The following is a 26,941-nucleotide window of genomic DNA, read 5'->3' on the forward strand; positions in this document are numbered from 1 at the left end:
TACTTCTATCTTATACGGCTAGAGTGATTTGTATAGACGTTAAGAGAATCATAAAAACAATAATTGCCTCTAGTTGTCGCTAGAGGCAATTGAAATATAGATGTATCAAACTTATTCTTCCCAGTGGTAATCTTTTACTTTACCCTGCTTTTTTATTGCTTCAATAAGGGCGTTGCGCAGCTCGTTATCTTTCTTATTTGTCTTTGCGGCTACGTACGATTGACGCTTCTTATTAAGAGTGGCAATCTCCTCTTGTATTTTTTTACGTTCTTTCTTTTTTTGAGCGATGTACGCTTTTATTTCTTTTTCGTTCTTTCCTTTTAATTCCTTGGGAAGTTCTGATACTTCAAGCTCTTCTACAATTTCCTCATTATCATCTAGTGCATCTACAAGATCCCAGCTACTATTTTTATATAACCTTGAGCTCTTGCTTACGGCTCTTTTTACGGCATTTGCACTACCATATGCCTCTGCATTACTATCTTGACTGCTTTGTAGTGCCATCTTACTCGAGGCAAGATTTCCATACCCTACATAGGTTTTGTTAAGTGCTGCATTTTTATGTAAAATCTCATCATCATAAGGAGACGGGATATGTACCGTTGTACGGTCGCTATTTATTGCGATGTAGTCGCCCTTTGTAAGCGCAGCACCATCTTTCCAATGTGTTTTAACACCTTGATTATAATCACCACAAAAGATAGTGTTTATAGTTACATCCTTACCGCAAGCATTGCTGGCAGCACTTTCATAAGTAATAGGGCCTTGGTCAAAGGGTTCATTGCCGGCTATAAATATTAAATTAAGGTCGTTTGCATTTTTACCCCAGTCTAGTTGGTTGAGAGAGGTTTGTATCACATTACCACAATACTCGTTACCACCATTTGTTGTGAGTGAGAAAAGGTTTTTAGAAATCTCATCTAGATCTGTGCTAAAGGCGCTCACCATCCTAATGTATCCCTCTCTTGCATTAAGGCGATCATTACCGTATTCATAAAGGGCAATTTTAAGATCTGGTTGTGAGTCATTGCCGCATTTTGCAAGTGCAAGCTCGTTTACAAGTTCCCAGAGTTGAGCCCTTGCCTGGTCTATAAGACCATCCATACTATTTGAGGTGTCCAGCAGTAAAGCGACTTTTATGGTATTTGCGTCAGGTTTTGGTGTAGAGATGTGTAGTGATGAGGTTTCCGCTTTCGCGAAAGCGTAATTCTCCACTTTAAGTTCTCCTGCGATACTGTTTGTGAGTGTTCCCAGGGTAGCAGCAAGTAGCAATAGCGTTTTCATAAGTTTGTTTTTTGAGATGAATAAAAATGTCGAGAGTTATGTCTAATGTCTCTTTTTGAATTAGTTACAAGTCAAAAGTAGCTAGGACTTTGTCTAGAAATTATCGTTATTGAGTAAACTAGCACTACGGGTGAGGGAACGCGCCAGTGATTTGAGTAAAGTGGTAAAATATGGCTGTAAAATGCCATTTATAAGCAAGTTGCGAGGCCTTGTGATTTTAGGATGCTAGATTTATAGTGTATGTTTGATACCAATGAGAACTAGAATTTACATATTATGCATACTCTGTATTGCCTTGCTGTCACCAGCAATGCAAGCGCAGCAAAAAAATAGAGCCGTAAGTCGTAGCACAAACGAGATCTTCATTTTAAGAGGTAGTGTGCTAGATACTGAAACTATGAAGCCTGTAAACAAGGTAAATGTAGAGGTTACTGGAGGCGCTTACACAAAGACCGGCCGCGATGGGGAGTTTCGTATAGAGGCAAAAGTTGGTGATGAACTTGTGGTTAAAAGTGAAGATTTTGAAACCGTTTATTATACAGTAAAAGACAAGCAGCGCATTAGGGTAGAGGTAAGGCCGCTTGAAGAGGCTATAGCACTCGAGCAAATGCAAGATGTAGAAGAGGAGTTAGTAAGCTACAAAACATATCTCAGCGAGGCACAATCTGTATATAGGAGAGATGCCGCTGCTGGCGTAGATCAAGTTGCAAAAGCACTTGCCATAGAGGGCTTATCATCACAAGAGCGAGCAGAGAGTTTTAAGTTACTAGGTGATATTTATAGTTTCTGGAAACAGTATGACCTTGCCATTACAAACTATAAGCTTAGTATAAAGAATACCCCCAGCACTGCGGTAGAGATTGCTCTTGCAAAGGCATACTACAATAACAAAAGTTATCAAGAGAGTATACGTCTTTACAAAAGGTTAGAAAACAAAAAGCTCACACCCCAACAGCTTGTTACAGTAAAAGAAGGCCTGGGAGATGCCTATGTTGCGACTGGTGACTATGTGACCTCTATTACAAATTATGAAGCTGTAGAGCGTACAGTTTCAGAGCTTAATAAAGTCTCAGAAGCTGCACGTGTGCGCACAAAAATAGGTGATGCTTATGACCAGCAAGGAGCGCAACAAGAAGCAGCATCAAACTATAATAAAGCTGCGCAGTTATCTAGTCTTGAAAAAACAGAATCTTCTGTAAGAGCAAAAACAAACATTGCAGATTATTATAGTAGAAACAAGTCTTATGACGCAGAGATCGAGTTACGTAAATCTGCTATAGAAGACTTGAGTGTGGTTGCACCAGACTCTATTTCTAATGATGATGTGATTACCACTCAAAAGCAAAATTATAAGATAGGGTTTGCACTGGCTGCTCAAAATAAATACGACGAGTCTATAACATTTCTTAACAAAAGCATTGAAGAAGCAAAACGCAAGGAAGACCTCACGGTAGAAACTAATGCACGTAGAAGACTCTCTGAGGTATATAGAGATAAAGGTGACATAGATAAGTTTAAAGAAGCTTACGAGGCTTATAAAGAGGTGGTAGATCTTAGTTACAATCGTAAGGAGCAAGAGATCTCACAAGCTACAAGATTTGCAAAAGATATTACAGAACAACAAAACCGAATCATAAGCCTAGAAAAAGATAGACAACTCAATGAGAGTAGATATCAGCTAGCTTTTCAAGAGCAAGAGCTTGTAAAGGCACGTGATACTAGACAAAAGGTGATTATAGGGTCATTAATTCTAGTGACAGCCTTGCTTATGCTTACAGCTTTTGCAATGTACCGTAGTAGTAAAAAGCAGCAGTATGCAAATAATGTACTTGCTCTTAAAAGTCTACGCTCACAGATGAATCCACATTTTATCTTTAATGCCCTTAATTCTGTTAATAGCTTTATAGCTACTAATGATGAGCGCACTGCAAATAGATACTTGTCTGACTTCTCTATACTAATGCGTGCCGTTTTAGAAAATAGTGAGGAGGATTTTATACCACTCTCTAGCGAGATAGATCTCATAAAACGCTATACAATGCTAGAACATTTTAGGTTTAAAAATAGATTTGACTACGAGATAGAAGTAGATGAAGAGCTCGATGTAGACGCATTTATGATACCCCCTATGTTGCTCCAGCCTTATGTAGAAAACGCGGTATGGCACGGTATGAGGTACAAAGAAGAAAAAGGAAAACTACAAATAACCTTTGCTCAAAAAGATGAAGAAACTGCGGTAATAACCGTGTCTGATGATGGAGTGGGGCGCAAGCGAAGCAAGGAGTTAAAAACCGAAAATCAAAAGAAACAGAAATCTAAAGGAATGGGTAATATCAAAAAGCGTATTGCAATCCTTAACGAGATGTATGGCGATAGAATAAGTGTTGCGGTATCAGATATTTTTGAAAACGGAGAGGGAACACAAGTACAACTCTTTATTAAAAAAGCATAATTATGGAGCTCAAAACAATCATAGTAGAAGACGAAGAGACAAGTAGAGAGATACTGCGCAACTACCTTACAAAATACTGCCCAAAAGTAACTATAGTAGGCGAGGCCGAAAATGTAGACGAAGCACTTGTGTTAATACGCAATCATAAACTAGATCTTGTTTTCTTAGATGTGGAGATGCCTAAGGGTAATGCCTTTGACCTGCTTGAGCAAGTGGGCAATCGTACTTTTGAGACGGTTTTTGTCACGGCATATAATCAGTATGCGATGGATGCGCTTAATACACACGCCTCATATTATTTACTTAAACCCGTTTCTATAGATGAGCTTATCAAAGCAGTAGACTATGTGGCAGAGATAAAATCTAAAGAAAACGCACTAGAAAACAAGGTGCTTACCACACACAATATGGATAAGCAGGGTAAGATAACTATACCTGTACAAGATGGTTTTGAGGTGCTCCCGGCAAAAGATATTTTATACTGCCAGGCAGATGATAATTATACTCAGATTTTTATGAAATCTGGCGATAAGAAGCTAGTAAGTAAAACCCTTAAGTTTTTTGAAGTGGCTCTTACAGATTTCGGTTTTGCTCGCGTGCACAAGTCTTTTCTTGTAAATGTAAATGAGATCACTGGTTACAAAAAAGGAAAGGGTGGGAGCGTAGTTATGAGTACGGGTAAAGAAGTGCTTGTTTCGGCTAGTCAGAAGTCTAACCTGCTTGCTTACTTTCAATAAACGTTTCTAAAAATCTTTATGTGATATAGTAATTGTAGTGGTGGGTTTTACGCTTTCGCGAAAGCGTAATAAGACCTTTTTAAGCACCTTCACATCTCCATTAGTATACAGGTAGTGTTCACTTGACACATCCCCCGAAAGATTGTTTAAACCTTTTAAAACTGCCTCTGTTTGTCTAGCTACAGCTAGCCCAGAGTCTATAATTGCTACGTGAGGAGGCAGCATCTTTTTTAATAATGGGATGAGGTAGGGGTAATGGCTGCAACCTAGTACGAGGTAGTCTATGTTTTTTTCTACCATAGGCTGTATATAGGATTCTAGTAAGTTGTATAGCTCAAGATTCTCGAGATCTCCTTGCTCTATAAGAGGTACAAGACCTTCTCCTATTACCTCAATAACGTCTACGCCTTGTGTCCATCGCTCTGAGGTAGTTTGAAAAAGCGCGCTGTTAAGCGTGCCCTTTGTAGCGAGTATGCCTATTGCCTTACTTTGTGATTGTATAGCTGCAGGTTTGATAGCAGGTTCTATACCTATAAATGGAATTTTATAGTTTTCTCTAAGATAGTTTATGGCATTTGTAGTTGCGGTGTTGCAAGCTATTACAATAATTTTGGCGCCTAGATTAATGAGTTTTTCTGTGTTTTTTACAGAGAGTGCAATGATATCTTCTTTAGACTTTGCGCCATATGGTGCGTTTATACTGTCTGCAAGGTAGATGGTGTCTTCGCCAGGTAGTCTAGTCACTATTTCTTTCCAGATGGAGGTGCCTCCTATACCACTGTCAAAAACTCCTATAACATCCTTATTGCTCATAGTTCTAAAATAAAAAAAACTGCCCTAGAAAGGGCAGTTTTTATATACTTATTGATAATGTACTCAGTGAGTGGTTATCAAGCTTTAGATTTATATCCCTAGAGCCGCTTTTGCGTCTGCCATTAGATCATAACCATCTGCCATAAGAACGCCTCCTGCTCCTGGAGTTGAGTCAAGTACAAACTCATAACCTTTTGCTCGTGCTACTTTCTGGATAGCAAGTCTAGCTTCTTCTAAGATAGGTTTGATAAGCTCTTGTTGTTTTACTTCAAGTTTTTGCATTGCAGACTGTTGGTACTTCACAATGTTAGTACGAGTTTCTTGTACCTCGTTCATACGTCTTTGGTTCTCTTCATCTGTTTGCGTTTCTGCCTCACGGTTGTAACGCTCAAGTGTTTTTTGAAGTTCATTACCCATTCCTGAGATGTCGGCATCATATGATTTCTGTAGTTTTTCTAGCTCTGCCATAGCTGTCTTATATGAAGGCATAGCTTCTACAAGAGACTGCGAGTTAATGTGTGCAACTTTGCTTTGTGCTTGCATAGCGCTGCTCATTCCTACGATAAGTGCAATTGCTGCTAATACTTTTGTAAACTGTTTCATTGTAATCTAATTTGAGTTAAGTGTAAAATTTAATAAGGGTTATATACCTCCTCCATCTTCGCCATCTGCTTGTGAAGGGTTTGCTTTTCTTTTTCTAGCTTCTATAATAGAATCTCTTTTTGCTTTACGTACAGCAATTATAGAATCTTTTCTTCTTTTTCTTGCCTCTAGCGCTGCTTCTTTTGCAGAGAGCGCATCACCTGTTTTTTTATCTAAAGTAGGAGTTCCAGAATTTCTACTTGCTGCTTTTGCCTCACGCACAGCTGTAATAGAGTCTTTTTTACGTTTACGCTCTTCAAGAAGTTTCTTTCTTCTTTCTTCAAAAGCTGCTTGACGCTCTGCCTTTTGTGCATTACGTTCTTTATTACGTGCTTCTAGTGCTGCCTCACGCTCAGATTTTTTTGCCTCTATAGCACGTTGTCTTTCTTGGGTAGCCTTATCTTGCTCTACAGTTTTTGCTTCGTCTATATCAAAGTCTCTTTCTTCTTTCTTATTGTTTATCTGGTTGCGCTTTGCAGCACGAGTGATACTTCTTAATACTTGATCGCTTATGTTAAGACGGTCTGCAGTATAAAGCATCATAAGATCTGAAGATTTATCAAAAACTAAGTCAAATTTTTTGGCTGCAGATATCTCTTGCACCGCATTAAAAACTTGATCTTGTACGGGTTCTACGAGTTGTCTTCTCTGTATAGCGAGATCTCCTCCAGGTCCAAAGCGTTTTTGTTGATACTCTAAGATTTGATCTCTCTCAAAAGCAATCTCTTCATCACGCTCTTCTATAAGTTCTTTCGTTAATAGTGCTCGCTCATTATCTAGCTGTTTTTTCATTGCAGATACCTCTTCGAGCTTTGTTTCTATCTCTCCTTTCCATCTTGCAACTTTTTCATCAAGTTGTGAGGAAGCTTCTTGATATTCTGGTACATTCTCGAGAATGTATTCCATATCAATATAACCTATACGTACACCACTTGCTCGTTGACCTTGAACGCTAAGGCTTATAAGGAAAGTTGCTATTAATAAGATAAAAACGTTTGTCTTCATAATTTCAGAGTTGCATTAGAAATAATCGTGCCAAAAATTAAAACTGCTGTCCGATAATGAAGTGAGTTTCCCATCCATTTGCTCCTGTTGTACCAGGAATTGGGTCAAATCCATATCCAAAATCCAGACCTAATAATCCAAAGGCCGGCATAAATATACGAATTCCTGCCCCAGCAGATCTACTCAATTGAAACGGGTTATAATCTCTAAAATTGTCATAAGATGATCCTGCTTCTGCAAAAGTTAATGCATAGATGCTCGCCTGAGGGCTAAATGTGATAGGGTAACGCAGTTCAAGACTAAATTTATTGTAAATGGTAGCACCATCATTAGCCTGCCCTGTGCTTTGTAAAATAGCGCCTCTATCTATAGGAGTTACAGACTGGTTAGGGTATCCTCTAAGTCTTACAATCTCTCTACCATCAAGAGAGAAACCTCCTAGACCATCACCTCCTAAGAAGAAACGTTCAAAAGGTGGTACGCCTCTATCTTGATTATAAGCACCTAGCCATCCAAATTCTACTCCAGATTGTAGTACAAACTTACCTACAAGTGGTGTATACCACTTACCAGTAAACTTTACTTTATAGTATTCTAGCCAGTTAAAACGTTCTTGATCTATCTCTCCTACAGTTTTACCTGTGCTGCTAAGGCCATCTGCGATAGCCTCATCACGTTCTATAGCGAGACCTTCATAATCAACCCCGTTCCACGCTGAGTATGGTAACGTTAACTTTGCAGTAAGACTTATGTCAGATCCACTTGTAGGGAAAATTAATCCTCCATAAAGCTCACGTCTACTTAAACCTATAGTATAGGCTAAGTTTTCTGAAGCTCCATCTCCAAAGGTAAATAGACCTGTGTTGTAGTTTTGTAAATCAAAGTGCTGGAAACTTATAGCGTGTGATAAGCTAAAGTTTCTATCTGGCCATTTAAGACGCTTAGATAATCCTACAGAACCTCCCGTAATTAAGAATTTACTGTTTCTATCTACACGATCACTTGCGCTACCTGTTGTAATACCTGTAAACAGGTATTGTATAGTGTGCGAGAATGATGTAGAAAATTGTACTGGTTGTTTCCCTCCAAACCAAGGATCTGTAAGAGAGGCGCTATACGTCTGGAAAAACTGACTTGCTTGTGCTCTCAAAGAAAACTTCTGGCCATCACCCATAGGTAATGGGTTGTAGGCATCTTTATTAAATATGTTCTGTATAGAGAAGTTGTTAAATGAGAGTCCTAGAGTTCCCACAAAACCTCCACCACCAAAACCTCCTTGAAGTTCTATCTGGCTTGCTCCTTGCTCTACTACGTTATACTCTAGATCTACAGTTCCACCTACGGGGTCAAAATTATTAAAATTAGGAGTAAGCTGCTGTGCGTCAAAGAAACCTAATTGACCAAGCTCACGTATTGTACCTACTACTGCTTTCTTACTGTAACGCTGTCCAGGCTTGGTAAGTAGCTCTCTGTAAATAACTTTATCTTTAGTCTTGTCATTACCTTTTACAGTTACTTTATTAAAGTAAGCGAGTTTACCTTCGGTAATGCGCACCTCGAAGTTTATGGTGTCATTTTCTACACTAGTCTCTACTGGGTTTACATTTGAGAATAAGTAACCACTGTTTTGATAAAGATTTGCGATATTATCTGCATCAGGGTCTGTATCATCTTTTATACGTTCTTGAAGTAAAACACCATTGTAGACATCACCTCTTTTAAGACCTAACTGTCTACTTAGTTGCTCATCTGTATAAACTGAGTTTCCTATGAAGTCTATGTCACCTATATAATATCTACGACCTTCTTCAACATTTATTTCTACAGTTATAGTTTTGTCATTATTCTTAATGATAGAATCTGATACAATTCTAGCATCACGATATCCCTTTTCTTTGTACTTATTTATAATGGCTACTTTGTCGTCTTCATAGTCTGCCTTAATAAATTTTGACCTTTTCCAAAGACGCCAGATTTTTTTCTCCTTTGTGTTTTTCATTGACCCAAGGAGCTTTGCTTCTTGTAATTTTTCGCGGCCATTAAAGTTGATGTCTTTAATTTTTACACGCTCTCCTTTGTCAATATTTACAATCATATTGACTTTGTTTTTACCTAACGTGTCTGATGCAGGTACTGTATTTACAAATACTTTTGAGTTTAAAAATCCTTTTTTCTTATATGAGTTCTCAATATAGTTTGTAGTGGTGGTCTCAAGGTTTTCTGTGACTTTTGCTCCTTTGTTAAGGCCATTGTCTTTGATGAAGGTAGAACCTTTCTTTTGCTTAATACCTTTAAAGCGCACTTCATTAAGTTCTGGCACTTCTTTAATATCTAGCTGGAGATCTACTTTATCACCATCTATTGCTGTCACATAAAGATTAATATCAGAAAACAGCTCTAATGACCACAATTTCTTAATTACGTTAGAAACCTTTGTGCCGGGTAGAGATATACGTTCTCCTACTCTTAACCCTGTAAATACAATTACAGTATTCTCATTGTATGTAGAAGTTCCAGTAACCTTAATATCTGCAATTTCATACTTGATATTTGGATCTAGCGGGGTGTCTCTTTGTGCATTTACTAAGGTGCTACATAATAGGGCCAAAATAAAAATCCATCTGCCTGTTGCTCTTGAAAAAGTAGCTGTACTATTTAATCTGTTCACTTGTCTTTCCAAATCTTCGTTCTCTTTTCTGATAATTGTAAATAGCGTCATGTAAATGTTCCTTTCTGAAATCTGGCCACAATACTTCTGTAAAGTAAAATTCAGCATAGGCAATTTGCCATAACAAGAAATTGCTCACTCGTTGCTCTCCACTTGTACGTATTAACAGATCTACATCTGGTATGTCATAGGTGTAAAGATGCTGATTTATACAAGATTCATCTATTTCAGCTGGCGAAATTAGGTTATTTTTAACTTTATCGCTTATTTCTCGTACTGTTTTTATAAGCTCTTCTCTACTGCCGTAACTCAGTGCTAGAGTGAGTTTAAGCCTTTTGTTATCTTTTGTTTTTTCTATCACTTCATTGAGTTCTCGCTGGGCTTTCTTAGGTAAAGAGCTCGTTAAACCTATGGTGTTGAGCGCAACATCATTGTCTTGAAGTGTAGAAATTTCTTTTTTTAGAGAAGAGACGAGTAGATTCATAAGTGTATCTACCTCTGCTTTAGGTCTGTTCCAGTTTTCTGTAGAAAAAGCGTAGAGTGTAAGGTGGGGTATGCCCAGCTCTGCAGCAGCCTCAACAGCTTCTCTTACAGCTTTTGTACCTTTTTTATGACCAACGGCTCTAAGGAGTCCTTGTTTTTTTGCCCATCGTCCATTACCATCCATAATGATGGCAACGTGCTGGGGTAATTTATTTTTGTCAATGTGGGCGAGTGCGTCCATTATATATTTAAAATGCGCAGAAACAAGGTCTGCGGCCAAAGGTAAAGCTTACAGTTACACCTGTAAACACATACCAGTCATTATTATTTCTATTTCCAATACTTATCGTATTGTCCTCTCCTACGGGTGCGCTTCCATCCAGATTATCTGTAAATGTATAACGAGCACCACCTTCTAATGCAATAACCATAGAGTTAAAAGCTACTTTGTAGCCTAACACGATAGGCATTGCAAAGTCCAGAGAATTTCCATCTTGAGTAACGCCACTTACTCTTGAGATGTTTTCGTGATTAAATGCGGTTATACCTGAGTATAAGTATGGTGCATTTGCATTACGATCTTTAAACATATCAAATTCCCAAAAGGTATACTCCAGTCCCAGTGAGACCTCTTGTAAACTGTTTGTAAATGATAATCCTCTACTTTGTCTTCTAGCTTCGTGGCTATCTACATCATTTCCTTCTAGCTCTGTAAACAGGGCTGTAAACCTGAAGGAATGTCTTGAACTTCGGTTCCATTTTAAAATCGCTCCAAAAGCTGGTTTGTTCGGTGCAATATAATTAGTTGATCCAATGTCGCTTACAACATTTGACCCGCCAATAAAGGCTCCTATCTCATAGGTTTGCCCTTGCACTTCAAAATTCCAAAAAATGGCGATTAAAACAATCGTCAGGTACTTCATATAGCCGTAAAAGTTTGCAAATATAACAATTCTGTGATGGTACTGGCAATAAGAGGTTATTAAGATGATTATGTGTGTGTTCGCTTTCGCGAAAGCGTCTTTAAACCCTATATAGTCAGTCCTAAAAGAAAACAGCCTTTGTGCATAATTATTGTCTAGTTCCTTTTATCTTCTCCCCAGAGTAGCTTGTGTCTAAGTGTTTTTAGAAAGCTATCTCCTTCTAAACGAATGAGGCTTATCTTAAATGGTGCTTTTTGTAGCGTTATAATTGTTTCATTATCTACCGTAGCTATTCTTGAGTCAAGAGAGATAAGATGTTGATCTGCTCTTCCAGAGACGCTCAGCTCGATTGTAGTGTCGTCTGGTATAACTAGTGGTCTTGCATTAAGATTATGAGGCGCTATTGGTGTGAGTATAATGCTTGATGTTTGTGGTGTGATTACTGGTCCTCCACAGCTTAGTGAGTAGCCTGTAGAGCCTGTAGGTGTGGCAACTATAAGACCATCTGCCCAGTAGTTTGTAAGATTCTCACCGTCTAATTTTGTAGTTACAGAAATCATAGAGGTGGTGTTTTTTCTACTTACAGTGATCTCGTTAAGTGCAAAGTTGAGTTCTCCTATGGGGTCTTTTTTGCTATTGGTAGTGACTTGTAGTAGGCTTCTTTTTGAGATGCTGTACTTACCGGTAAGTATTTTTTCTATAGAGGCGGCGATGTCATTTTTCTTGATAGTGGCAAGAAAACCTAGTCGACCTGTATTTATCCCTATTATAGGTATGTTAAGATCTCGTACATATGTAACAGTTTTTAGAATTGTACCGTCACCACCTATACTCACAAAAAGGTCGTAAGTGTTATCTAGTTCTCTAAAGGTAGAAAAGTGATTGTAGTCCTTCTCTATGGTGTCATTCTCGTGTATAAGTTTGAGAAAGTTTTTCTCTATAATAACTTCTATTTGCTTTTTGTCTAAAATATCTAGGAGCTGCTGGATGTATTGTCCTGCGGCCTCGTGGTAGAACTGACCGTATATACCTATTTTCATAGTTAGTTATATGTTTAAGTATTTCTCAAGGTATTGTGATCGCTCACGTAGGTCTGTAAGAAATGTATCTTCTTGATGACTTGAGACTATTATATAGCTATATCTTCTAAAAGCTGCCAGTATATCGTTAAAGTTTGACCTTCCTATTTTAAGAGAAATCTCTGCTACATCATTTTCTATTTTTGAGATAAACATACCCCATAGTTTGCCATCATTAGACTCTACAATCTGGCTTATCTCGCTAAAAGAGTAGTCTTGCACTCCTTTTTCAATTACAACTACGCTTCCAGGCTCACTTATAAATGGTGTGTTATTAAAGAAATTCATCACATCTTCAAGTTCATAATAACCAAGATAGGTGTTGTTTTCTCCAAGTACTGGCATAAGGTTGCAGCCATTTTGAGCAAAGGCTTCTAGCACGTCTAGCCAATTAGTATCAAATCTTACAAAAAATTGCTCATACCCGTGGTTATAATCACTTATGGGGGTAGTTGCATCTAGGCAATGTGTATCATTCTCAGGGAGCGACCCTACATAAATCCCATCTCGCTCAATAGGCACGTGAGAGTATGTGGTTTGTGTAAAAATAGATTGTACCTCGCCTATATTCTCTTTTTCTGAGACAGGCTTTATGTCATTTATTATAAAATCTGTTAATGTCATAATGCAAAATAATGAAAAAATACCCGCCCAGCACTGGTCTCTTTGTATTTTTGTGATATCAAATAATATATGATTGCTATGACAAAATTAAGCGTAAATATTAACAAAGTAGCCACATTGCGTAATGCTAGAGGAGGGAATGTGCCAGATCTATTAAAGGTGGCAAGCGACCTTGAGAAAATGGGCGCGCAAGGAATAACCATACACCCTAGACCTGATGAGCGCCATATACGATATCAAGATGCTCGCGATCTAGTAGATGTGGTGACTACAGAGTTTAATATAGAAGGTAATCCTATTCAAAAATTTATAGATCTCGTACTAGAGACTAAACCTACACAAGTTACACTAGTACCAGATGCAGTAGATGCAATTACGAGTAATGCGGGATGGGATACAATAAAACATAAGGACTTTTTAAAGGAAGTTATAGCCGAATTTCAAAATGCAGGTATACGCACCTCAATCTTTGTTGACCCTATATTAGAAATGATAGAAGGGGCAAAAGAAACAGGTGCAGATAGAATAGAATTGTATACAGAAGCCTATGCAGATGGTTATACTGAAAATAAGGAGGAGGCTATAAAACCATATATCGCAGCAGCTTTTCTAGCTAGTGATCTAGGTATAGGCATTAATGCGGGACACGATCTTTCTCTAGACAATGTGGCATATTTTCATAACAGCATCCCAGACTTGCTAGAGGTTTCTATAGGCCACGCTCTTATGGCAGAGTCATTATATCTAGGTTTTGAGACCGTAGTAGCCTCTTATTTAGAAAAATTACAATAAATGATAATACACTCAAATATTATAGGAGAGGGTGAGCCACTGGTGATTTTACACGGCTTTTTAGGTATGGGTGACAACTGGAAAACGCTGGCAAAACAATTTGCTGCAGATGGTTACCAAGTGCATCTTGTAGACCAGCGCAATCACGGTCGAAGTTTTCATAGTGACACATTTAGCTACGAGGTGTTGGTAGAAGATCTAAAACTATATTGTGAAGAAAATGGACTTGATAAGATACACTTATTAGGTCACTCTATGGGAGGTAAAACAGCAATGCTCTTTGCGGTTACGTATCCAGCTATGGTAGATAAACTTATCATTGCAGATATAGGAGTTAAAGAATATCCCCAGCATCATCAGACTATTTTAGAGGGGCTCACAGCGCTTTCAAATAATAGTGAAGCGATGTCTAGTAGGTCTGGAGCAGATCAATTTCTAGCAAATTATATATCAGACTTAGGGACGAGAATGTTTTTACTTAAAAATCTTTATTGGGTAGAAAAAGGGGTTTTAGGTTTACGTATGAACCTAGCGGCTCTTATTCAAAATATTGAAGAAATAGGAAAGCCCTTACCGCTGGACGCAACTTATAGCGATGCTACTTTATTCCTTAGAGGAGATAAATCTAATTACATCCTCGAGGAAGATAAAAATGGGATTTATAACGCTTTCGCGAAAGCGCAAATCAAGACAATTTCTAATGCGGGTCACTGGCTTCACGCAGAAAATCCTAAAGATTTTTATAAAGAAGTGATAAATTTTTTATAGTATTGTCAATCACAAAAAGCTATGTATGCATAGTAAATGTGTAAAAAATCAAAGTTTCCTTTATAAATAGCTTATTTTTGAAGGTACATTTTTACGAATAACACAATTCCCATAACCTAAATTAAATTATGAAAAAAGTATTAAGTGTCATTGTTCTGCTACTTGTTTGTGCAGTGACGTACGCCGGAGGTTACCGAGTGAGTCTACAGGGACAACGAGGTCTAGCAATGGGTCACACAGGTGTGGCTTATGTAAACAGTGCTGAGATAGCATTCTTTAACCCAGGAGGCCTTGTGCACCTAGAAAGTAAACTAAGTATATCTGTAGGGGGCTTTGGAGTTTTTTCTGATGTAAAGTATCAGAACACAGAGTTTGGAACATCTTCACAAACAGACAGTCCTACGGGAACGCCTCTATATTTATACGCAGCTTACAAGCTTAGCGAGAAGTCTTCTGTAGCGCTAGCAGTTTATACTCCGTATGGTAGTACAGTAGAGTATCCAACAGATTGGTCTGGATCGCACTTAGTAAATAGTATAGAACTATCTGCTATTTTTATACAGCCTATATTTTCTACAAAATTAACTGAAAACGTAAGTTTTGGAGGAGGACCGATTCTGGCTATAGGAGGTGTAAACTTTAATCGTAATCTTACAAGAAGTTTAACAGACGAAAACGGAAATAGATCAAATGTAGAGGTTGATGCTTCTGGAGTAAAAGGATATGGTTTTTCTGTAGGTGGTTATGCTAAGTTTAGCGATAAGTGGTCTTTTGGTGTAAACTATAGATCTAGAATTGATATCGAGGTAGAGCAAGGAGAGGGTACAGCAACATTCTCAAATGTGCCTAACTCACCACTTGCACCTACTGTAAACGGAGATTTTGATTTTACAGCAACATTACCGTTACCAGCAGAGTGGACAGTGGGTGTCACTTATAAGCCTACAGATAAATGGGTTCTTAACGCAGATGTAAATTATGCAGAGTGGGATATATACAACTCTCTTGATCTTAATTTTTTAAATCCTGATGGATCTGTAGCACTAGAGTCTATTAACCCAAGAAATTACCAAAACGCTTGGACATTACGCCTAGGAGCAGAGTATGCCGTAAGCGATAAGTTTGCTTTAAGAGGTGGTGCTTATTTTGACGAGTCTCCAGTACAAGAAGGATTCTTCTCTCCAGAAACTCCACGTAATGATTCTTTTGGTTTTACAGGAGGATTCTCTTATAACGTAACACAGAAGCTCGCTATAGATGCTTCTTTCTTATACTTAGCCTTTAGAGAGGTAGATGCTTCTTATGATGCATATACAGAAAGTGGTGTTGAAGCTCCATTTGCGGGAACGTATAGATCAAGTGCATTTGCACCAGGTTTAGGATTAAGCTACAAATTATAAAATTACAGCAATGAAAAAATATTTTAATTATATCGCACTTCCTGCGCTTGCACTTGGCCTTGTTGCTTGTGAGCCAGAATTTGAAAATGAAATTGAGGATGGAACAGTATACACAAATGGAGAAGCAAACTTTTCTTCATATGTCGCTGTAGGTAACTCGCTTACTGCAGGTTTTGCAGATGGAGCACTTTATATAACTGGTCAAGAAAATTCATACCCTAACATTATGGCGCAACAGTTTGCGCTTGCAGGTGGAGGTGAGTTTACACAGCCATTAGTAAGTGATAACCTAGGAGGGTTAACACTAGGAGGTACTCAAATTGCAGATAACCGCTTTGTACTTGCGACAGATGCAAATGGTAATCCAGGACCAGCAGTATTATCTGGAACTCCTACTACAGAAATTACAAATGTTGTAACAGGACCATTCAATAATGTTGGAGTACCAGGCGCAAAAAGTTTTCACCTTGTGGCGCCAGGTTATGGTAATGTAGCTGGAGTACCTACAGGACAAGCAAATCCATATTTTGCAAGATTTGCATCAGAGGCTAATGCTACAGTTATGGGAGATGCACTTGCGGCAAATCCATCATTTTTCTCACTATGGATAGGTAACAATGATATTTTAGGTTTTGCAACATCAGGTGGTGCTGGAGTAGATCAGACAGGTAACCTTGATCCTACTACATACGGTCCTAATGACATTACAGATCCTAACGTTTTTGCTAGTGTATATTCTCAAGAAGTTGGACTTCTAGTAGGTTCTGGGGCACAAGGAGCACTTGTAAATATTCCGGATGTAACATCTATTCCTTTCTTTACTACGGTACCATCTCAGTCTATTCCTTTAGATGCAGGTACTGCGGCTACACTTAATGCTGCTTTTACAGCATATAACACTCAAGTGTTACCAGGTCTAGCATCTTTTGGAATCATCACTGCAGAAGAGGCTGCTGCTCGTCAAATCACATTTGCCGAAGGAGCAAACTTTATAACAATTCAAGATGAAGACCTTACAGATATCTCTGCAATAGTACAAGGACCTCCTTTTAACTTAGATCCTATTACTGCGGGATTATTATCTCAATTACGCCAGACTACAAATGATGATCTAGTGCCACTTACCACAGCGGGAGTGCTTGGAACTACAGATCAAGATTTCTTAAATCTATTAGTTTCTTTAGGAATCCCTGCAGAGCAGGCTGCACTACAGGCTATAAATGGAGTGTCACGTCCTTTACAAGACCAGTTTGTACTTACCTCACAAGAGCAAGAACTTATCACAGCAGCACAAACACAGTACAATGCCACTATACAAGCACTTGCGCAGGCAAATGATCTTGCCTTTGTAGATGCACGTTCTGCATTACAAGTGGTTGCAAATGGTGGTGTTTCTTTTAACGGTGGAGTGCTTACCTCAGAATTTGTAACTGGAGGAGCTTTCTCTCTAGATGGTGTGCACCCTACACCTAGAGGTTATGCATTTACAGCAAATGCTATTATAGATGCAATAAATGATCAGTATGGTTCTACAATACCAGGAGTAGATATCGGTTCTTATGCAACAGTAGCTATAAGTAACGATGTAAACTAAGTTTTACAACCTACATACTATATAGTAAAAGCGCCTTTTTATAAAAGGCGCTTTTTTTATGTGTAAATTTATGCTTTCGCGAAAGCGTATTTAACCCATAAAAACAACCTATTATGAATACAATTATTAAAATATTGCTTACAGCGGTTGCTGTGATCGTGCTTTCAAAGTTTTTGCCAGGTGTAACGGTAGATGGTTTTGTGACTGCTATCATTGTTGCAGTAGTGCTCGCGTTACTTAAATTTATAGTAAGGCCTATACTTGTGATACTTACTCTGCCTGTTACAATCGTGACATTCGGACTGTTTTTATTTGTCATAAATGCCATTATCATATTAATAGCAGATTATTTTGTGGGAGGTTTTTCTGTAAGTGGCGTTTGGATAGCACTCCTCTTTAGTATTTTACTCAGTATTTTTCAGAGCATATTATTCTCGCTACTTAAAGATGATAAGTAAGAGGACGTTAAGCACTTATTAAAAGATTGTTGGAGTTGTAAAAATATCGTATTTTTGCGCCCTCAAAATTACATTATAATGAATATTACAAAAGAGCAAATAGACGACCTTAACGCAGTAGTGAAGGTAGAAATCGTTAAGGATGACTATAACGAGAAGGTAGAGTCTATACTTAAGAACTATCGTAAAACAGCAAATATTCCTGGTTTTAGAAAAGGTCACGTACCTATGGGAATGGTGAAGAAGCAATACGGGATGGCTGTGCGTGTAGATGAGGTAAATAAAATACTTCAAGAAGCTCTAGGTAAGTTCTTACAAGAGGAGAAGCTTGACGTATTAGGTAATCCGCTTCCAAAAAATCAAGAAGATTTTAACTGGGATGCAGAAGATTATAACTTTGAGTTTGAGCTAGGAATGGCGCCTAAGTTTGATGTAAACCTTAAGCCTAAAAAAGCAATCACTAGCTATAAGATTAAGGTAGATGATAAAATGGTAGATAGTCAAGTAACTACTATTAGAAAACAATACGGAAAGTTAATCTCTCAAACAGAGGTTGCAAAAGACAGTGAAGTAACTGGAACATTTGCAAGTGAGAAAGCTGGTATAGATAACCAAGCTACTTTTGAGATAGAGCAACTTAAAGGGAAGAAAAATGTAGATGCATTTGTAGGAGCAAAACCTGGAGATGTAATTACGGTTAAGACTAAAAGTCTTTTCTCAGAGCCTGCAACATACCAAGCAGCATTAAAAATCTCTGAAGACGAAGCAAAAGACCTGAATGCAGAAGTTACTTTTACACTAACAGAAACAAACAAGCGTGAGCAAGCAGATCTTGATCAAGAGCTTTTTGATAAGTTATTTGGAAAGGACGTAGTAAAATCTGCGACAGAGCTTAAAGATAAAATAAAAGAAGATGGTGAGCGCCAGTTTACACAACAGAGCGACCAGCAACTTATGAATGACGTTACAGAGCGTCTTATTGATGAAACTAAGTTTGACCTACCTTCAGACTTCTTAGCTAGATGGATACAGTCTACAGGTGAGAAGCCTATGACAGAAGAAGAAGCAAAAGAAGAGTTTGCGCGTTCTGAAAAAGGATTAAGATGGCAACTTATAGAAGGTAAAGTCGTTACAGAAAATGAACTTCAAGTAACATTTGACGAGCTTAAAGATTATTCTAAAGATATGATCAAAGCACAAATGATGCAGTACGGGCAAATGAACCCAGAAGAAAAAGAGCTTGATGATATCGCAGCACGTATACTTGGTAATCAAGAAGAAGTAAAGCGTCTTTCTGAACAGCTTATGAATGTAAAAATGCTTACATTCTTTAAAGAAAATGTAAAACTTAAGGAGAAGGAAGTAACCTTTGACGAATTTGTTAAGGAAGTATACAATTAGAATACCTCCTAGATAATAAGTATCTTTAAAGCGTTTTACTAGACTAGGTAAAACGCTTTTTTATTAAAGAAAATATTGCTAGAATAGATATGGATTACGGAAAAGAATTTAAAAAATTTGCAATTAAAGATCAGGGTGTAAGCTCTAACTATTACGATAAAATCATAACGAGTATGCTTCCTCAGGGACTTACTCCTAACATTATAGAAGAGCGCCAGATGAATATCGCGATCTTTGACGTGTTCTCACGTTTAATGATGGATCGCATCATTTTCTTGGGTACTGGAATAAATGACCAGGTAGCAAACATTGTACAGGCACAACTACTGTTTTTAGAAAGTACAGATGCAAATAAAGACATCCAGATTTACATAAACTCACCGGGAGGAAGTGTATATGCGGGTCTAGGTATCTATGATACAATGCAGTTTATAAAACCAGACGTTGCAACTATTTGTACAGGTATGGCAGCCTCTATGGGAGCCGTTTTATTATGTGCAGGAGAAAAAGGTAAACGTAGTGGATTACCACATAGCCGTGTAATGATACACCAGCCTATGGGTGGGGCACAAGGTCAAGCAAGTGATATTGAAATCACGGCAAAAGAAATCCTTACGCTCAAGAAAGAGCTATACGATATCATAGCAAAGCACTCAGGTCAAGACTACGATAAAGTATATAACGATAGTGATCGTGATTACTGGATGAAGGCAGATAAGGCACTTGAGTACGGTATGATAGACGAAATTTTGAAGAGAGACTAATGAAGTTTACGCTTTCGCGAAAGCGTAATTCAAGTCAAAATAGTAAATAGAATGGCAAAGGAAGATTTAGAATGTTCATTTTGTGGCAGAAAAAAACCAGAGACTAACCTGCTTATTGCGGGGCTAGATGCACACATATGTGATAGATGTATCGAGCAGGCTCACGGTATTGTTATAGAAGAGTCTAAGGATGTAGCTACAAATGATCTTGAAGGAGAACTCAAGTTAAAGAAACCACAAGAGATAAAGTCGTTTCTTGATGAGTATGTGATAGGTCAAGAATTTACAAAAAGAGTAATGTCTGTAGCGGTTTATAATCACTACAAGAGATTGTTACAACCAGCTACAGATGATGATATCGAGATCCAGAAAAGTAACATCGTGATGGTGGGACAAACTGGTACCGGTAAGACGCTTATAGCAAAAACAGTGGCACGTATGCTTAACGTGCCACTTGCTATAGTAGATGCAACGGTTCTTACAGAGGCTGGTTATGTAGGTGAAGATGTAGAGAGTATCTTAACTCGCTTGTTACAAGCAGCAGACTATAACCTAGAGAAAGCTCAACGCGGTATTGTATTTATAGATGAGATAGATAAAATTGCTCGTAAGAGTGATAACCCATCTATTACTCGTGATGTAAGTGGTGAAGGTGTGCAGCAAGCGTTATTAAAATTACTAGAAGGAACGGTTGTAAACGTACCACCTAAGGGAGGACGTAAGCACCCAGACCAGAAGTTTATAGAAGTAAATACTGAGCATATCTTATTTATAGCTGGTGGAGCTTTTGACGGTATAGAGCGTCATATCTCTAAGCGTCTCAATATGCAGGCTATGGGATTTGTAGCAAGTAAAAGCGATGAGGCTCTGGAGAAGGATAATATGCTCAAGTATATTATACCTAAAGATCTAAAGGATTTTGGTCTTATACCAGAAATTATAGGTAGACTCCCTGTATTAACTCATATGAACCCGCTTGATGCAGGAACGCTTAGAGCAATTCTTACAGAGCCTAAAAATGCGATTATAAAGCAATATAAGAAGCTTTTTGCGATGGATGATATAGAGTTTAGCATTACAGATGATGCGCTAGATTATCTCGTTGATAAGGCTATAGAATATAAACTAGGAGCTAGAGGGCTACGTAGCTTATGTGAGGCTATACTAACAGATGCAATGTTTGATCTACCTAGCTCAGATGAGAAGTCGCTTAATGTGACTAAGACCTATGCAGAGGGTAAACTTAATAAGTCTACGCTCAAAAAGCTTAAAGCAGCTTCATAGCTGTAAAAAGTATAACAGATTGTATTAAAAGAAGCATCCTGACAAGGATGCTTCTTTTTTTGTTTTAAGCGTACCAAGTAAACATAAAAAAACAGCTATCGGTCCCCCAACTGATAGCTGCTTTACAATCATTACATCACGTAGTGATTGCTATTGTAATTGTTACTCTTTAGAAATTACTACAAACTCTATACGTCTGTTAAGTTCATTTTCTTGAGGAGTACACGATGTGCAATTTATAAGTAGTTGTTCTTCTCCAAAGCCTTGAGATGATAACCTGTCTTTTGAAATTCCTTTACTTAACAGATATTCCATCGCAGAGGCTGCTCTTCGCATAGATAGCCTTTTATTATAACTTGCACTACCTTGTGCATCTGTATGTGCATTTATTGCAATTTTCAATTCTGGATTTGCTTTGAGAGCTGCAACGACCGTATTAAGGGTTATAGTTGAGATTTCTTTGATTTTTGCGCTATCCAAGTCAAAAAGAATATTGTCTATTTTAATAATAGTTTTTTCTGCTGTTTTGACTATTGGGGCTGGAGTTGCCTCAAGTATCAGGTTTTTGACAAATATTTTATCCTCTTGAGCGGCTGTGTTAAACGTCTCTCGAGTAGTTTCAAATCTATCTTTATAAGCAATAACCGTATAGTTTACAAACCCTTCTACAGGAAAGTTATAACTACCATCTATATTAGAGCGTACACTTGCTACTTCCTCGCCATAATCATCAAGTAGAGCAACTGTGGCGTTTGCTAGCGCAATCTCTGTCTCTGCATCTATCACTTTTCCTGCAACACTCAGTGCTAGTATAGATTCTTCTATTTTATAAATATCATAACCTCCATTACCGCCATCTCTGTTTGAGGTCATATAACCTATATTCTCATTTGCCTGTATAAAGGCAACTTCATCCTTTGGAGAGTTAATGGTGCTTCCTAAGTTTCTTGTAGAAACAAAACCAAGCTTAGATTTTCTTGACCTAAAGATGTCATAACCACCTTGACTATCGTGTCCTTTTGAAGAAAAGTAAAGGTACTTGCCATCAAGAGAAGTTTGCGGAAACTTCTCATCAAGAACAGTGTTCACACTACCCTCAATCCTTTCTGCTTTTCCTATAAGTTCATTGTCTTTTACTGCAATTCTAAAAATGTCAAAACCTCCTATAGCTTCTGGTTTATTTGAAGAGAAGTAAAGCCACTCTCCATTTCTGCTTAAATGAGGGTTTTCAACTGAGTAGTCTCCATTTACAGATAGTGCAGTGATATTTATCCACTCACCTTCACGCTCTGGATTCATCTCTGCGCGATAAAGTTCAAAGCTTTGTGTATGATCTTCTTTGCTCTGTGTAAAATATAGGGTGTTACCATCTTGAGAAAAGGCAAGGGTACCTAGATTGTCATTGCGATTTAAAATAGAAGAGAATAATAAAGGTCTTTTCAAGTCATAATCATAGGTGATGTCTGAGCAATATAACTTAGTATATGGTTCATTTGATATGGGATCCTTTTTTGCAAGACCACCTATTTTACGAGCAGAAAATGAAATAAATTTCTCTCTAAAGAAGCCTATGCCGTAGTCAGAATATTTTGAGTTAATACCAGTGTTAAAGGTTTCAAACTTAAAACCATTATCACCGTAGAAGGGTTTTTCTTCAGCACTATAATTTGCTACATTATCAGCAAGTGCAGTATAGGTTAATTGATCTTGACCTAGTGCTGTAAATGTGCAAAGCAATAAAGCTGTAACTGTAAAAAAAGTTAGCGTTGTTTTCATCTCCTTAATTATGATTCTGGGGAATCGCATTGCTCTAAATTAAGAGTGATATCCCTAAGAATAAAGTAAAAGCCTGACTTTTAGATAAGAAGGTGTTTTTTGCCGATGAGCGACTAAAAAAGCATAATTTTTCAAGTAGCTCCCTACGTGTTTTGGTAATTAATTGATATGTAGTAGAGCTTCAATAAAGTCACGTTTATTAGATAATCTAGGGACTTTATGTTGTCCTCCTAGCTTATTATTCTCTCGTAACCAGTCATAAAAGAGGTTCTCTCGAGCTGCGTGTATTTTTGGAGCATTAAGCGTAGTGTTATTAAAACGTTTGGCTTGGTAGTCGCTATTTACCTCTTGCAGCGCTAGATCAAGTTGGGTATTAAATAACGTCATATCTTCTGGAGGATTTTTAAACTCTATAACCCACTCGTGAGCACCTTTTTCTTTACCATCCATAAATATAGGGGCAGCTGTATAATCCTTTATTTCACAGCCAGTCTCTTGTGTGGCTTTTTTAAGAGCCTGTTCTGCATTTTCTATGATAAGCTCTTCGCCAAAGACATTAATATGATGTTTTGTCCTACCAGTTACTTTAATTTTATATGGACTGGTAGAAGTAAAACGCACCGTATCACCTATTTTATACCTCCATAAACCTGCGTTTGTCGTAATAACAATTGCATAGTTTACGCCAGCTTCTACCTCACTTAGAGGGATGATTTTTTGATCAAGCGTTCCGTAGGTGTTCATAGGGATAAACTCATAAAATATCCCGTAATCTAGCATAAGAAGCAACTCTTTTGAGTCATTTTGCCCTTGTATGGCAAAAAATCCTTCAGAGGCATTATAAATCTCATAATACTTAAAAGAATCTGATGGTATAATTTTTTGATATTGATTAAGGTAAGGATCAAAATTCACCCCTCCGTGAAAGTAAACTTCTAAGTTAGGCCAGATGTCTAGTATACTGTCTTTTCCCGTAGTTACTAGTACATTATTGAGTAGTACAAGCATCCACGATGGGACACCTGCTAGACTGGTTACATCTTGCTGTATGGTCTCGTCTACAATAGCTTGCATTTTCACTTCCCAGTCACTTAACAATGAAATGTCGTGATTAGGAGTACTGCTAAATTCTGCCCAGAAAGGCATATTATCTATAAGTATGGCAGAAAGGTCACCATATACAGTACCATTATCCTGGTATAATTGCTTACTACCACCTAAGCGTAACCCTTTGCCAGAAAATAAGTGAGAACCTTCATTATTATTGAGATACATACAGAGTAAATCTTTACTTGCTGCATAATGACAATCTTCTAGCGACTCTGGACTTACGGGTATATACTTACTTCGTGCATTTGTAGTGCCACTACTTTGTGCAAACCATTTTATAGGGGTAGGCCATAAGATGTTAGACTCTCCTTTGCGACTTCTTTCTATATAAGCTTGATTCTCCTCATAAGAGGTGATGGGGATCGTCTGGGCGAAGTCATTATAACTACGTATAGATCTAAAATCATACTTTTTACCTATCTCGGTATCCTTTGCTTTATCGATAAGTTTTGCGCGCAATTCTTCCTGCACTTCGGCTGGGTATTTCATAAAAAGCTCCATCTGGTGAATGCGCTTTTTTAAGAACCAAGAAGCAATAGAATGCACTAAAGGGATCGGCATAAAGTTGGTATATTTACACGTGTGTGATGGGTTGTTTTTTTGCTTTCGCGAAAGCTAATTTAACCTTTTTTATACAATGCAGTAATCAAAATTCTTATAAATGCAATACCAAGGTGTCCTCAAGAAAATGCAAACGGAGCATACAGATCCTATAAATTATTACCTCGTGATGGAAGGTGATTTTATACAGGTGAATCAGTTGCTCAATAAGAGACTGCATATCGAGTTTGTAAAATATGAGTGCCTTGCCTGTGGGGAGAATAAAAAGATTTTTAGACAAGGATATTGCTATGATGACTTTTATAAAGTACCTCAAGCTGCAGAGTGGATAATGAAGCCAGAACTGTCTAAAGCGCATCTAGGAGAAGAAGATCGCGATCTCGCTTATGAGCAAAGCGTGCAACTGCAACCGCACATAGTTTATCTAGCAAATTCTAGCAATGTAAAAGTAGGCGTGACTCGTAAAACCCAAGTGCCTACAAGATGGATTGATCAAGGTGCACACGAGGCTATAGAAATTGTAGAAGTACCTAACCGCTACCTTGCAGGTATTACAGAACTTGCATTAAAGGAACACATTTCTGACAAAACAAACTGGCGTAAAATGCTTAAAAATGACATAGAAGATGTAGATCTTAAAGAGCATCGAGAAGCATTAAAACAATATATACCAGAAGAAGCAAAGCAATATTTTATCCCTACTAACGAGGAGACGCACGTGCACTTTCCAGTAGAGCGTTACCCAGAAAAACTTAAGACACTTAACTTAGATAAAACACCTGCATACGAGGGAACTCTTAAAGGCATAAAGGGGCAATACCTCATTTTTGAAGACGACACTGTTTTTAACGTGCGTAGCTGGGAGGGTTATGTAGTGCGACTAGAGATTCTTAACTAACTACTAGTTTTACGAGCTGTATCACCGAGAGTACAATAAGTGTGATCCCTATGTAACGATTAAGAGAATTAGGGCTAGAGGTAGACCTTTGTTTAATATGAGAACCAAACTTGCTATACATCAAGAGTGTGGCTATTTTACCTAAGAACACGCCTGCAAGCAATAAAATGGTCCATAGATAAGGATTGGACCCGGTGTTGAGCATCCATTTACGTAGTAGTGAAAACACAACTACCCAATAGATTAAAACGGGAGGATTTATAAAGCTCAAAATAAAGCCTACAAAGTATTGAGATTGTTTTCTTGGTTTTGGATTTTTTTGAGAATGCTTCTTTACTATAAAATAGACGCCTACAAGGGCAAGTAAAAATGCAACGAGATATTGTACCCAGTAGTTCATAGAGATAAACTCTTGTACAACCATCCCAAAGCTTAAAGCAGTAAGTGCAAGTAGTGACTCACCTAGGCCTGCGCCATAGCTCAACTTTACAGCATCTTGATAAGAACCTTTTACTCGTGCCTTAATCACTGCAAGGTTTGATGCTCCTGGTGGCAGTGCACCCATAACTGTAGCTGTAAAGCCTATGATGAAAGCAAGAATAATCATAAAGCATTAGTAGTTGTCATACTAAAAAACTTACGCTATATGCGCTTATTTATGCAGTAATAAGCTTTATGGATTGAAAGACAGCAGCACTTATAAGTACAATACCTATCACTATATTCATCTTATTTTCAAGATTAGAAAACTTCTTTGAAAAAAAATCACTCAGTCTTGCATATGCATAAAGCATCACAACTTTTCCTATTAGAACTCCCGAAAGAAAAGAGAGTATAACACTCCATGGGGAGTTTTTGCCTATAAATACATAGCTCGAAATAGAAGACAGCACGGCTACCCAAAAAATAAACATAGGGATGTTTAAAAAGCCAAGTAAGAAACCAGTGCCAAAGTTTTGATGCGCTTCATCTTCTGAGGTTTGTGAGCTGGATTTTTTTAGAATAAGTAAGATACCAGCTAAGAGCATTAATACTACAAAAGCAATCTGTATCCATAAATAATCTTGGTAGAGCTTTTTTACTAAAAAACCAAAACTTATAGCAAACCCTGCTACAATAGTTTCACCCAGTGCAGCTCCGTATGCAACAAACATCGCTTTAAATATGCTGCCGCCTGTAGCTTTTTTGAGTACAAGTAAATTAGTCGCGCTAGGGATAATTGTAGCGACTAGGGCAATCCCAAAACCAAGGAGTAATAAGAGTAAAATCAATTAAAGTGTGTTATAAGGATGCAAAATTAAATTATAGACACCTAGTTCTCATTAAGTTTATCATATCATTAGCATTTTAAGTAATCCTTAGTCCATTATGTGACGATGTATTTACGTTGTTTACCATCTCTTTGTCCTTTTTAAAAGCCTATCT

24 protein-coding genes are annotated in these 26,941 nt (G+C 37.8%); 11 read left to right on the forward strand and 13 right to left on the reverse strand.

Annotated elements, in window-relative coordinates; all coding sequences use genetic code 11:
- Positions 1 to 111: 111 nt before the first annotated feature.
- Positions 112 to 1,284, reverse strand: coding sequence for a hypothetical protein (locus tag ABVM49_RS06155; protein WP_405203477.1), 1,173 nt, complete (start codon positions 1,282 to 1,284; stop codon positions 112 to 114).
- 253 nt (positions 1,285 to 1,537) lie between these two features.
- Here ABVM49_RS06155 and ABVM49_RS06160 point away from each other — a divergent pair, with 253 nt between their 5' ends.
- The gene (locus ABVM49_RS06160; protein WP_405203478.1) at positions 1,538 to 3,736 is read left to right on the forward strand and encodes a histidine kinase; all 2,199 of its coding nucleotides are present in this window, start codon (positions 1,538 to 1,540) and stop codon (positions 3,734 to 3,736) included.
- A 2-nt stretch (positions 3,737 to 3,738) separates the two neighbouring features.
- Positions 3,739 to 4,473 carry a LytR/AlgR family response regulator transcription factor gene (locus tag ABVM49_RS06165; protein ID WP_405203480.1) on the forward strand — a complete coding sequence of 245 codons (735 nt, stop codon included), beginning with the start codon at positions 3,739 to 3,741 and terminating at the stop codon, positions 4,471 to 4,473.
- Between the two features lie 6 nt (positions 4,474 to 4,479).
- Here ABVM49_RS06165 and murI read toward each other — a convergent pair whose 3' ends face one another.
- The 8 genes from murI to ABVM49_RS06205 all read right to left on the reverse strand — a co-directional run bounded on the left by murI (position 4,480) and on the right by ABVM49_RS06205 (position 12,710).
- Positions 4,480 to 5,286, reverse strand: a complete 807-nt coding sequence (murI, locus tag ABVM49_RS06170) for a glutamate racemase (protein ID WP_405203481.1) — start codon at positions 5,284 to 5,286, stop codon at positions 4,480 to 4,482.
- 90 nt (positions 5,287 to 5,376) lie between these two features.
- On the reverse strand, positions 5,377 to 5,889 hold the full coding sequence (locus ABVM49_RS06175; protein WP_380032134.1) for an OmpH family outer membrane protein: 513 nt from the start codon (positions 5,887 to 5,889) through the stop codon (positions 5,377 to 5,379).
- Positions 5,890 to 5,928: 39 nt separating this feature from the next.
- The gene (locus ABVM49_RS06180; protein ID WP_405203482.1) at positions 5,929 to 6,933 is read right to left on the reverse strand and encodes an OmpH family outer membrane protein; all 1,005 of its coding nucleotides are present in this window, start codon (positions 6,931 to 6,933) and stop codon (positions 5,929 to 5,931) included.
- Between the two features lie 37 nt (positions 6,934 to 6,970).
- Entirely contained in the window at positions 6,971 to 9,652 is a 2,682-nt protein-coding gene (locus ABVM49_RS06185) for an outer membrane protein assembly factor (protein WP_405203483.1), read from the reverse strand.
- The gene (locus tag ABVM49_RS06190; protein WP_035325783.1) at positions 9,585 to 10,325 is read right to left on the reverse strand and encodes an isoprenyl transferase; all 741 of its coding nucleotides are present in this window, start codon (positions 10,323 to 10,325) and stop codon (positions 9,585 to 9,587) included. Before ABVM49_RS06190 ends, ABVM49_RS06185 begins: the two co-directional genes overlap by 68 nt.
- Before the next feature lie 7 nt (positions 10,326 to 10,332).
- A complete protein-coding gene (locus ABVM49_RS06195) occupies positions 10,333 to 11,007 on the reverse strand; it encodes a DUF6089 family protein (protein ID WP_405203485.1) in 675 nt (224 codons plus the stop codon).
- 155 nt (positions 11,008 to 11,162) lie between these two features.
- Positions 11,163 to 12,047 (reverse strand): NAD kinase, encoded by an 885-nt coding sequence (locus ABVM49_RS06200; protein ID WP_375252388.1) that lies wholly within the window; start codon positions 12,045 to 12,047, stop codon positions 11,163 to 11,165.
- A gap of 6 nt (positions 12,048 to 12,053) precedes the next feature.
- On the reverse strand, positions 12,054 to 12,710 hold the full coding sequence (locus tag ABVM49_RS06205) for a CBS domain-containing protein (protein WP_035325779.1): 657 nt from the start codon (positions 12,708 to 12,710) through the stop codon (positions 12,054 to 12,056).
- Positions 12,711 to 12,788: 78 nt separating this feature from the next.
- Here ABVM49_RS06205 and ABVM49_RS06210 point away from each other — a divergent pair, with 78 nt between their 5' ends.
- The 8 genes from ABVM49_RS06210 to clpX all read left to right on the forward strand — a co-directional run bounded on the left by ABVM49_RS06210 (position 12,789) and on the right by clpX (position 21,171).
- Positions 12,789 to 13,502 carry a pyridoxine 5'-phosphate synthase gene (locus ABVM49_RS06210; protein WP_405203486.1) on the forward strand — a complete coding sequence of 238 codons (714 nt, stop codon included), beginning with the start codon at positions 12,789 to 12,791 and terminating at the stop codon, positions 13,500 to 13,502.
- Positions 13,503 to 14,270, forward strand: coding sequence for an alpha/beta fold hydrolase (locus ABVM49_RS06215; RefSeq protein WP_405203487.1), 768 nt, complete (start codon positions 13,503 to 13,505; stop codon positions 14,268 to 14,270).
- A gap of 128 nt (positions 14,271 to 14,398) precedes the next feature.
- Entirely contained in the window at positions 14,399 to 15,670 is a 1,272-nt protein-coding gene (locus ABVM49_RS06220) for an OmpP1/FadL family transporter (protein WP_038597509.1), read from the forward strand.
- 10 nt (positions 15,671 to 15,680) lie between these two features.
- On the forward strand, positions 15,681 to 17,264 hold the full coding sequence (locus ABVM49_RS06225) for a G-D-S-L family lipolytic protein (RefSeq protein WP_405203489.1): 1,584 nt from the start codon (positions 15,681 to 15,683) through the stop codon (positions 17,262 to 17,264).
- A 113-nt stretch (positions 17,265 to 17,377) separates the two neighbouring features.
- Entirely contained in the window at positions 17,378 to 17,722 is a 345-nt protein-coding gene (locus ABVM49_RS06230; protein WP_405203490.1) for a phage holin family protein, read from the forward strand.
- A gap of 78 nt (positions 17,723 to 17,800) precedes the next feature.
- Positions 17,801 to 19,123: a trigger factor gene (gene tig / locus ABVM49_RS06235; protein WP_380032150.1), complete on the forward strand. Its 1,323-nt coding sequence runs from the start codon at positions 17,801 to 17,803 to the stop codon at positions 19,121 to 19,123.
- An 89-nt stretch (positions 19,124 to 19,212) separates the two neighbouring features.
- On the forward strand, positions 19,213 to 19,887 hold the full coding sequence (gene clpP / locus ABVM49_RS06240; RefSeq protein WP_035325770.1) for an ATP-dependent Clp endopeptidase proteolytic subunit ClpP: 675 nt from the start codon (positions 19,213 to 19,215) through the stop codon (positions 19,885 to 19,887).
- 51 nt (positions 19,888 to 19,938) lie between these two features.
- Positions 19,939 to 21,171, forward strand: coding sequence for an ATP-dependent Clp protease ATP-binding subunit ClpX (clpX, locus tag ABVM49_RS06245; protein WP_035325769.1), 1,233 nt, complete (start codon positions 19,939 to 19,941; stop codon positions 21,169 to 21,171).
- Between the two features lie 162 nt (positions 21,172 to 21,333).
- Here clpX and ABVM49_RS06250 read toward each other — a convergent pair whose 3' ends face one another.
- Entirely contained in the window at positions 21,334 to 22,947 is a 1,614-nt protein-coding gene (locus ABVM49_RS06250; RefSeq protein WP_405203492.1) for an OmpA family protein, read from the reverse strand.
- A gap of 159 nt (positions 22,948 to 23,106) precedes the next feature.
- Positions 23,107 to 24,618, reverse strand: a complete 1,512-nt coding sequence (locus ABVM49_RS06255; RefSeq protein ID WP_405203494.1) for a GH3 auxin-responsive promoter family protein — start codon at positions 24,616 to 24,618, stop codon at positions 23,107 to 23,109.
- Between the two features lie 100 nt (positions 24,619 to 24,718).
- Between ABVM49_RS06255 and ABVM49_RS06260 the strand changes: the two genes are divergently transcribed.
- Entirely contained in the window at positions 24,719 to 25,516 is a 798-nt protein-coding gene (locus ABVM49_RS06260; protein WP_405203495.1) for a DUF2797 domain-containing protein, read from the forward strand.
- Here ABVM49_RS06260 and ABVM49_RS06265 read toward each other — a convergent pair.
- Entirely contained in the window at positions 25,509 to 26,123 is a 615-nt protein-coding gene (locus tag ABVM49_RS06265; RefSeq protein ID WP_405203496.1) for a LysE family translocator, read from the reverse strand. The genes ABVM49_RS06260 and ABVM49_RS06265 overlap by 8 nt on opposite strands.
- A gap of 49 nt (positions 26,124 to 26,172) precedes the next feature.
- On the reverse strand, positions 26,173 to 26,787 hold the full coding sequence (locus ABVM49_RS06270; RefSeq protein ID WP_405203498.1) for a LysE family transporter: 615 nt from the start codon (positions 26,785 to 26,787) through the stop codon (positions 26,173 to 26,175).
- Between the last annotated feature and the right edge of the window lie 154 nt (positions 26,788 to 26,941).

The organism is Dokdonia sp. LLG6352-1 (assembly GCF_045055815.1).
GTDB lineage: Bacteria > Bacteroidota > Bacteroidia > Flavobacteriales > Flavobacteriaceae > Dokdonia > Dokdonia donghaensis.

Excerpts from the sequence above, each read along its gene's own strand:
- ABVM49_RS06185 (WP_405203483.1), bottom strand. The coding sequence starts at position 9,652 with ATGACGCTATTTACAATTATCAGAAAAGAGAACGAAGATTTGGAAAGA.
- ABVM49_RS06190 (WP_035325783.1), bottom strand. The coding sequence starts at position 10,325 with ATGGACGCACTCGCCCACATTGACAAAAATAAATTACCCCAGCACGTT.
- ABVM49_RS06230 (WP_405203490.1), top strand. The coding sequence starts at position 17,378 with ATGAATACAATTATTAAAATATTGCTTACAGCGGTTGCTGTGATCGTG.
- ABVM49_RS06160 (WP_405203478.1), top strand. The coding sequence starts at position 1,538 with ATGAGAACTAGAATTTACATATTATGCATACTCTGTATTGCCTTGCTG.
- ABVM49_RS06210 (WP_405203486.1), top strand. The coding sequence starts at position 12,789 with ATGACAAAATTAAGCGTAAATATTAACAAAGTAGCCACATTGCGTAAT.
- ABVM49_RS06260 (WP_405203495.1), top strand. The coding sequence starts at position 24,719 with ATGCAATACCAAGGTGTCCTCAAGAAAATGCAAACGGAGCATACAGAT.
- ABVM49_RS06200 (WP_375252388.1), bottom strand. The coding sequence starts at position 12,047 with ATGAAAATAGGTATATACGGTCAGTTCTACCACGAGGCCGCAGGACAA.
- ABVM49_RS06175 (WP_380032134.1), bottom strand. The coding sequence starts at position 5,889 with ATGAAACAGTTTACAAAAGTATTAGCAGCAATTGCACTTATCGTAGGA.
- ABVM49_RS06180 (WP_405203482.1), bottom strand. The coding sequence starts at position 6,933 with ATGAAGACAAACGTTTTTATCTTATTAATAGCAACTTTCCTTATAAGC.
- ABVM49_RS06225 (WP_405203489.1), top strand. The coding sequence starts at position 15,681 with ATGAAAAAATATTTTAATTATATCGCACTTCCTGCGCTTGCACTTGGC.
- ABVM49_RS06265 (WP_405203496.1), bottom strand. The coding sequence starts at position 26,123 with ATGATTATTCTTGCTTTCATCATAGGCTTTACAGCTACAGTTATGGGT.
- ABVM49_RS06250 (WP_405203492.1), bottom strand. The coding sequence starts at position 22,947 with ATGAAAACAACGCTAACTTTTTTTACAGTTACAGCTTTATTGCTTTGC.
- clpX (WP_035325769.1), top strand. The coding sequence starts at position 19,939 with ATGGCAAAGGAAGATTTAGAATGTTCATTTTGTGGCAGAAAAAAACCA.
- ABVM49_RS06220 (WP_038597509.1), top strand. The coding sequence starts at position 14,399 with ATGAAAAAAGTATTAAGTGTCATTGTTCTGCTACTTGTTTGTGCAGTG.
- ABVM49_RS06255 (WP_405203494.1), bottom strand. The coding sequence starts at position 24,618 with ATGCCGATCCCTTTAGTGCATTCTATTGCTTCTTGGTTCTTAAAAAAG.
- ABVM49_RS06205 (WP_035325779.1), bottom strand. The coding sequence starts at position 12,710 with ATGACATTAACAGATTTTATAATAAATGACATAAAGCCTGTCTCAGAA.
- ABVM49_RS06215 (WP_405203487.1), top strand. The coding sequence starts at position 13,503 with ATGATAATACACTCAAATATTATAGGAGAGGGTGAGCCACTGGTGATT.
- murI (WP_405203481.1), bottom strand. The coding sequence starts at position 5,286 with ATGAGCAATAAGGATGTTATAGGAGTTTTTGACAGTGGTATAGGAGGC.
- ABVM49_RS06195 (WP_405203485.1), bottom strand. The coding sequence starts at position 11,007 with ATGAAGTACCTGACGATTGTTTTAATCGCCATTTTTTGGAATTTTGAA.
- ABVM49_RS06165 (WP_405203480.1), top strand. The coding sequence starts at position 3,739 with ATGGAGCTCAAAACAATCATAGTAGAAGACGAAGAGACAAGTAGAGAG.
- tig (WP_380032150.1), top strand. The coding sequence starts at position 17,801 with ATGAATATTACAAAAGAGCAAATAGACGACCTTAACGCAGTAGTGAAG.
- clpP (WP_035325770.1), top strand. The coding sequence starts at position 19,213 with ATGGATTACGGAAAAGAATTTAAAAAATTTGCAATTAAAGATCAGGGT.
- ABVM49_RS06155 (WP_405203477.1), bottom strand. The coding sequence starts at position 1,284 with ATGAAAACGCTATTGCTACTTGCTGCTACCCTGGGAACACTCACAAAC.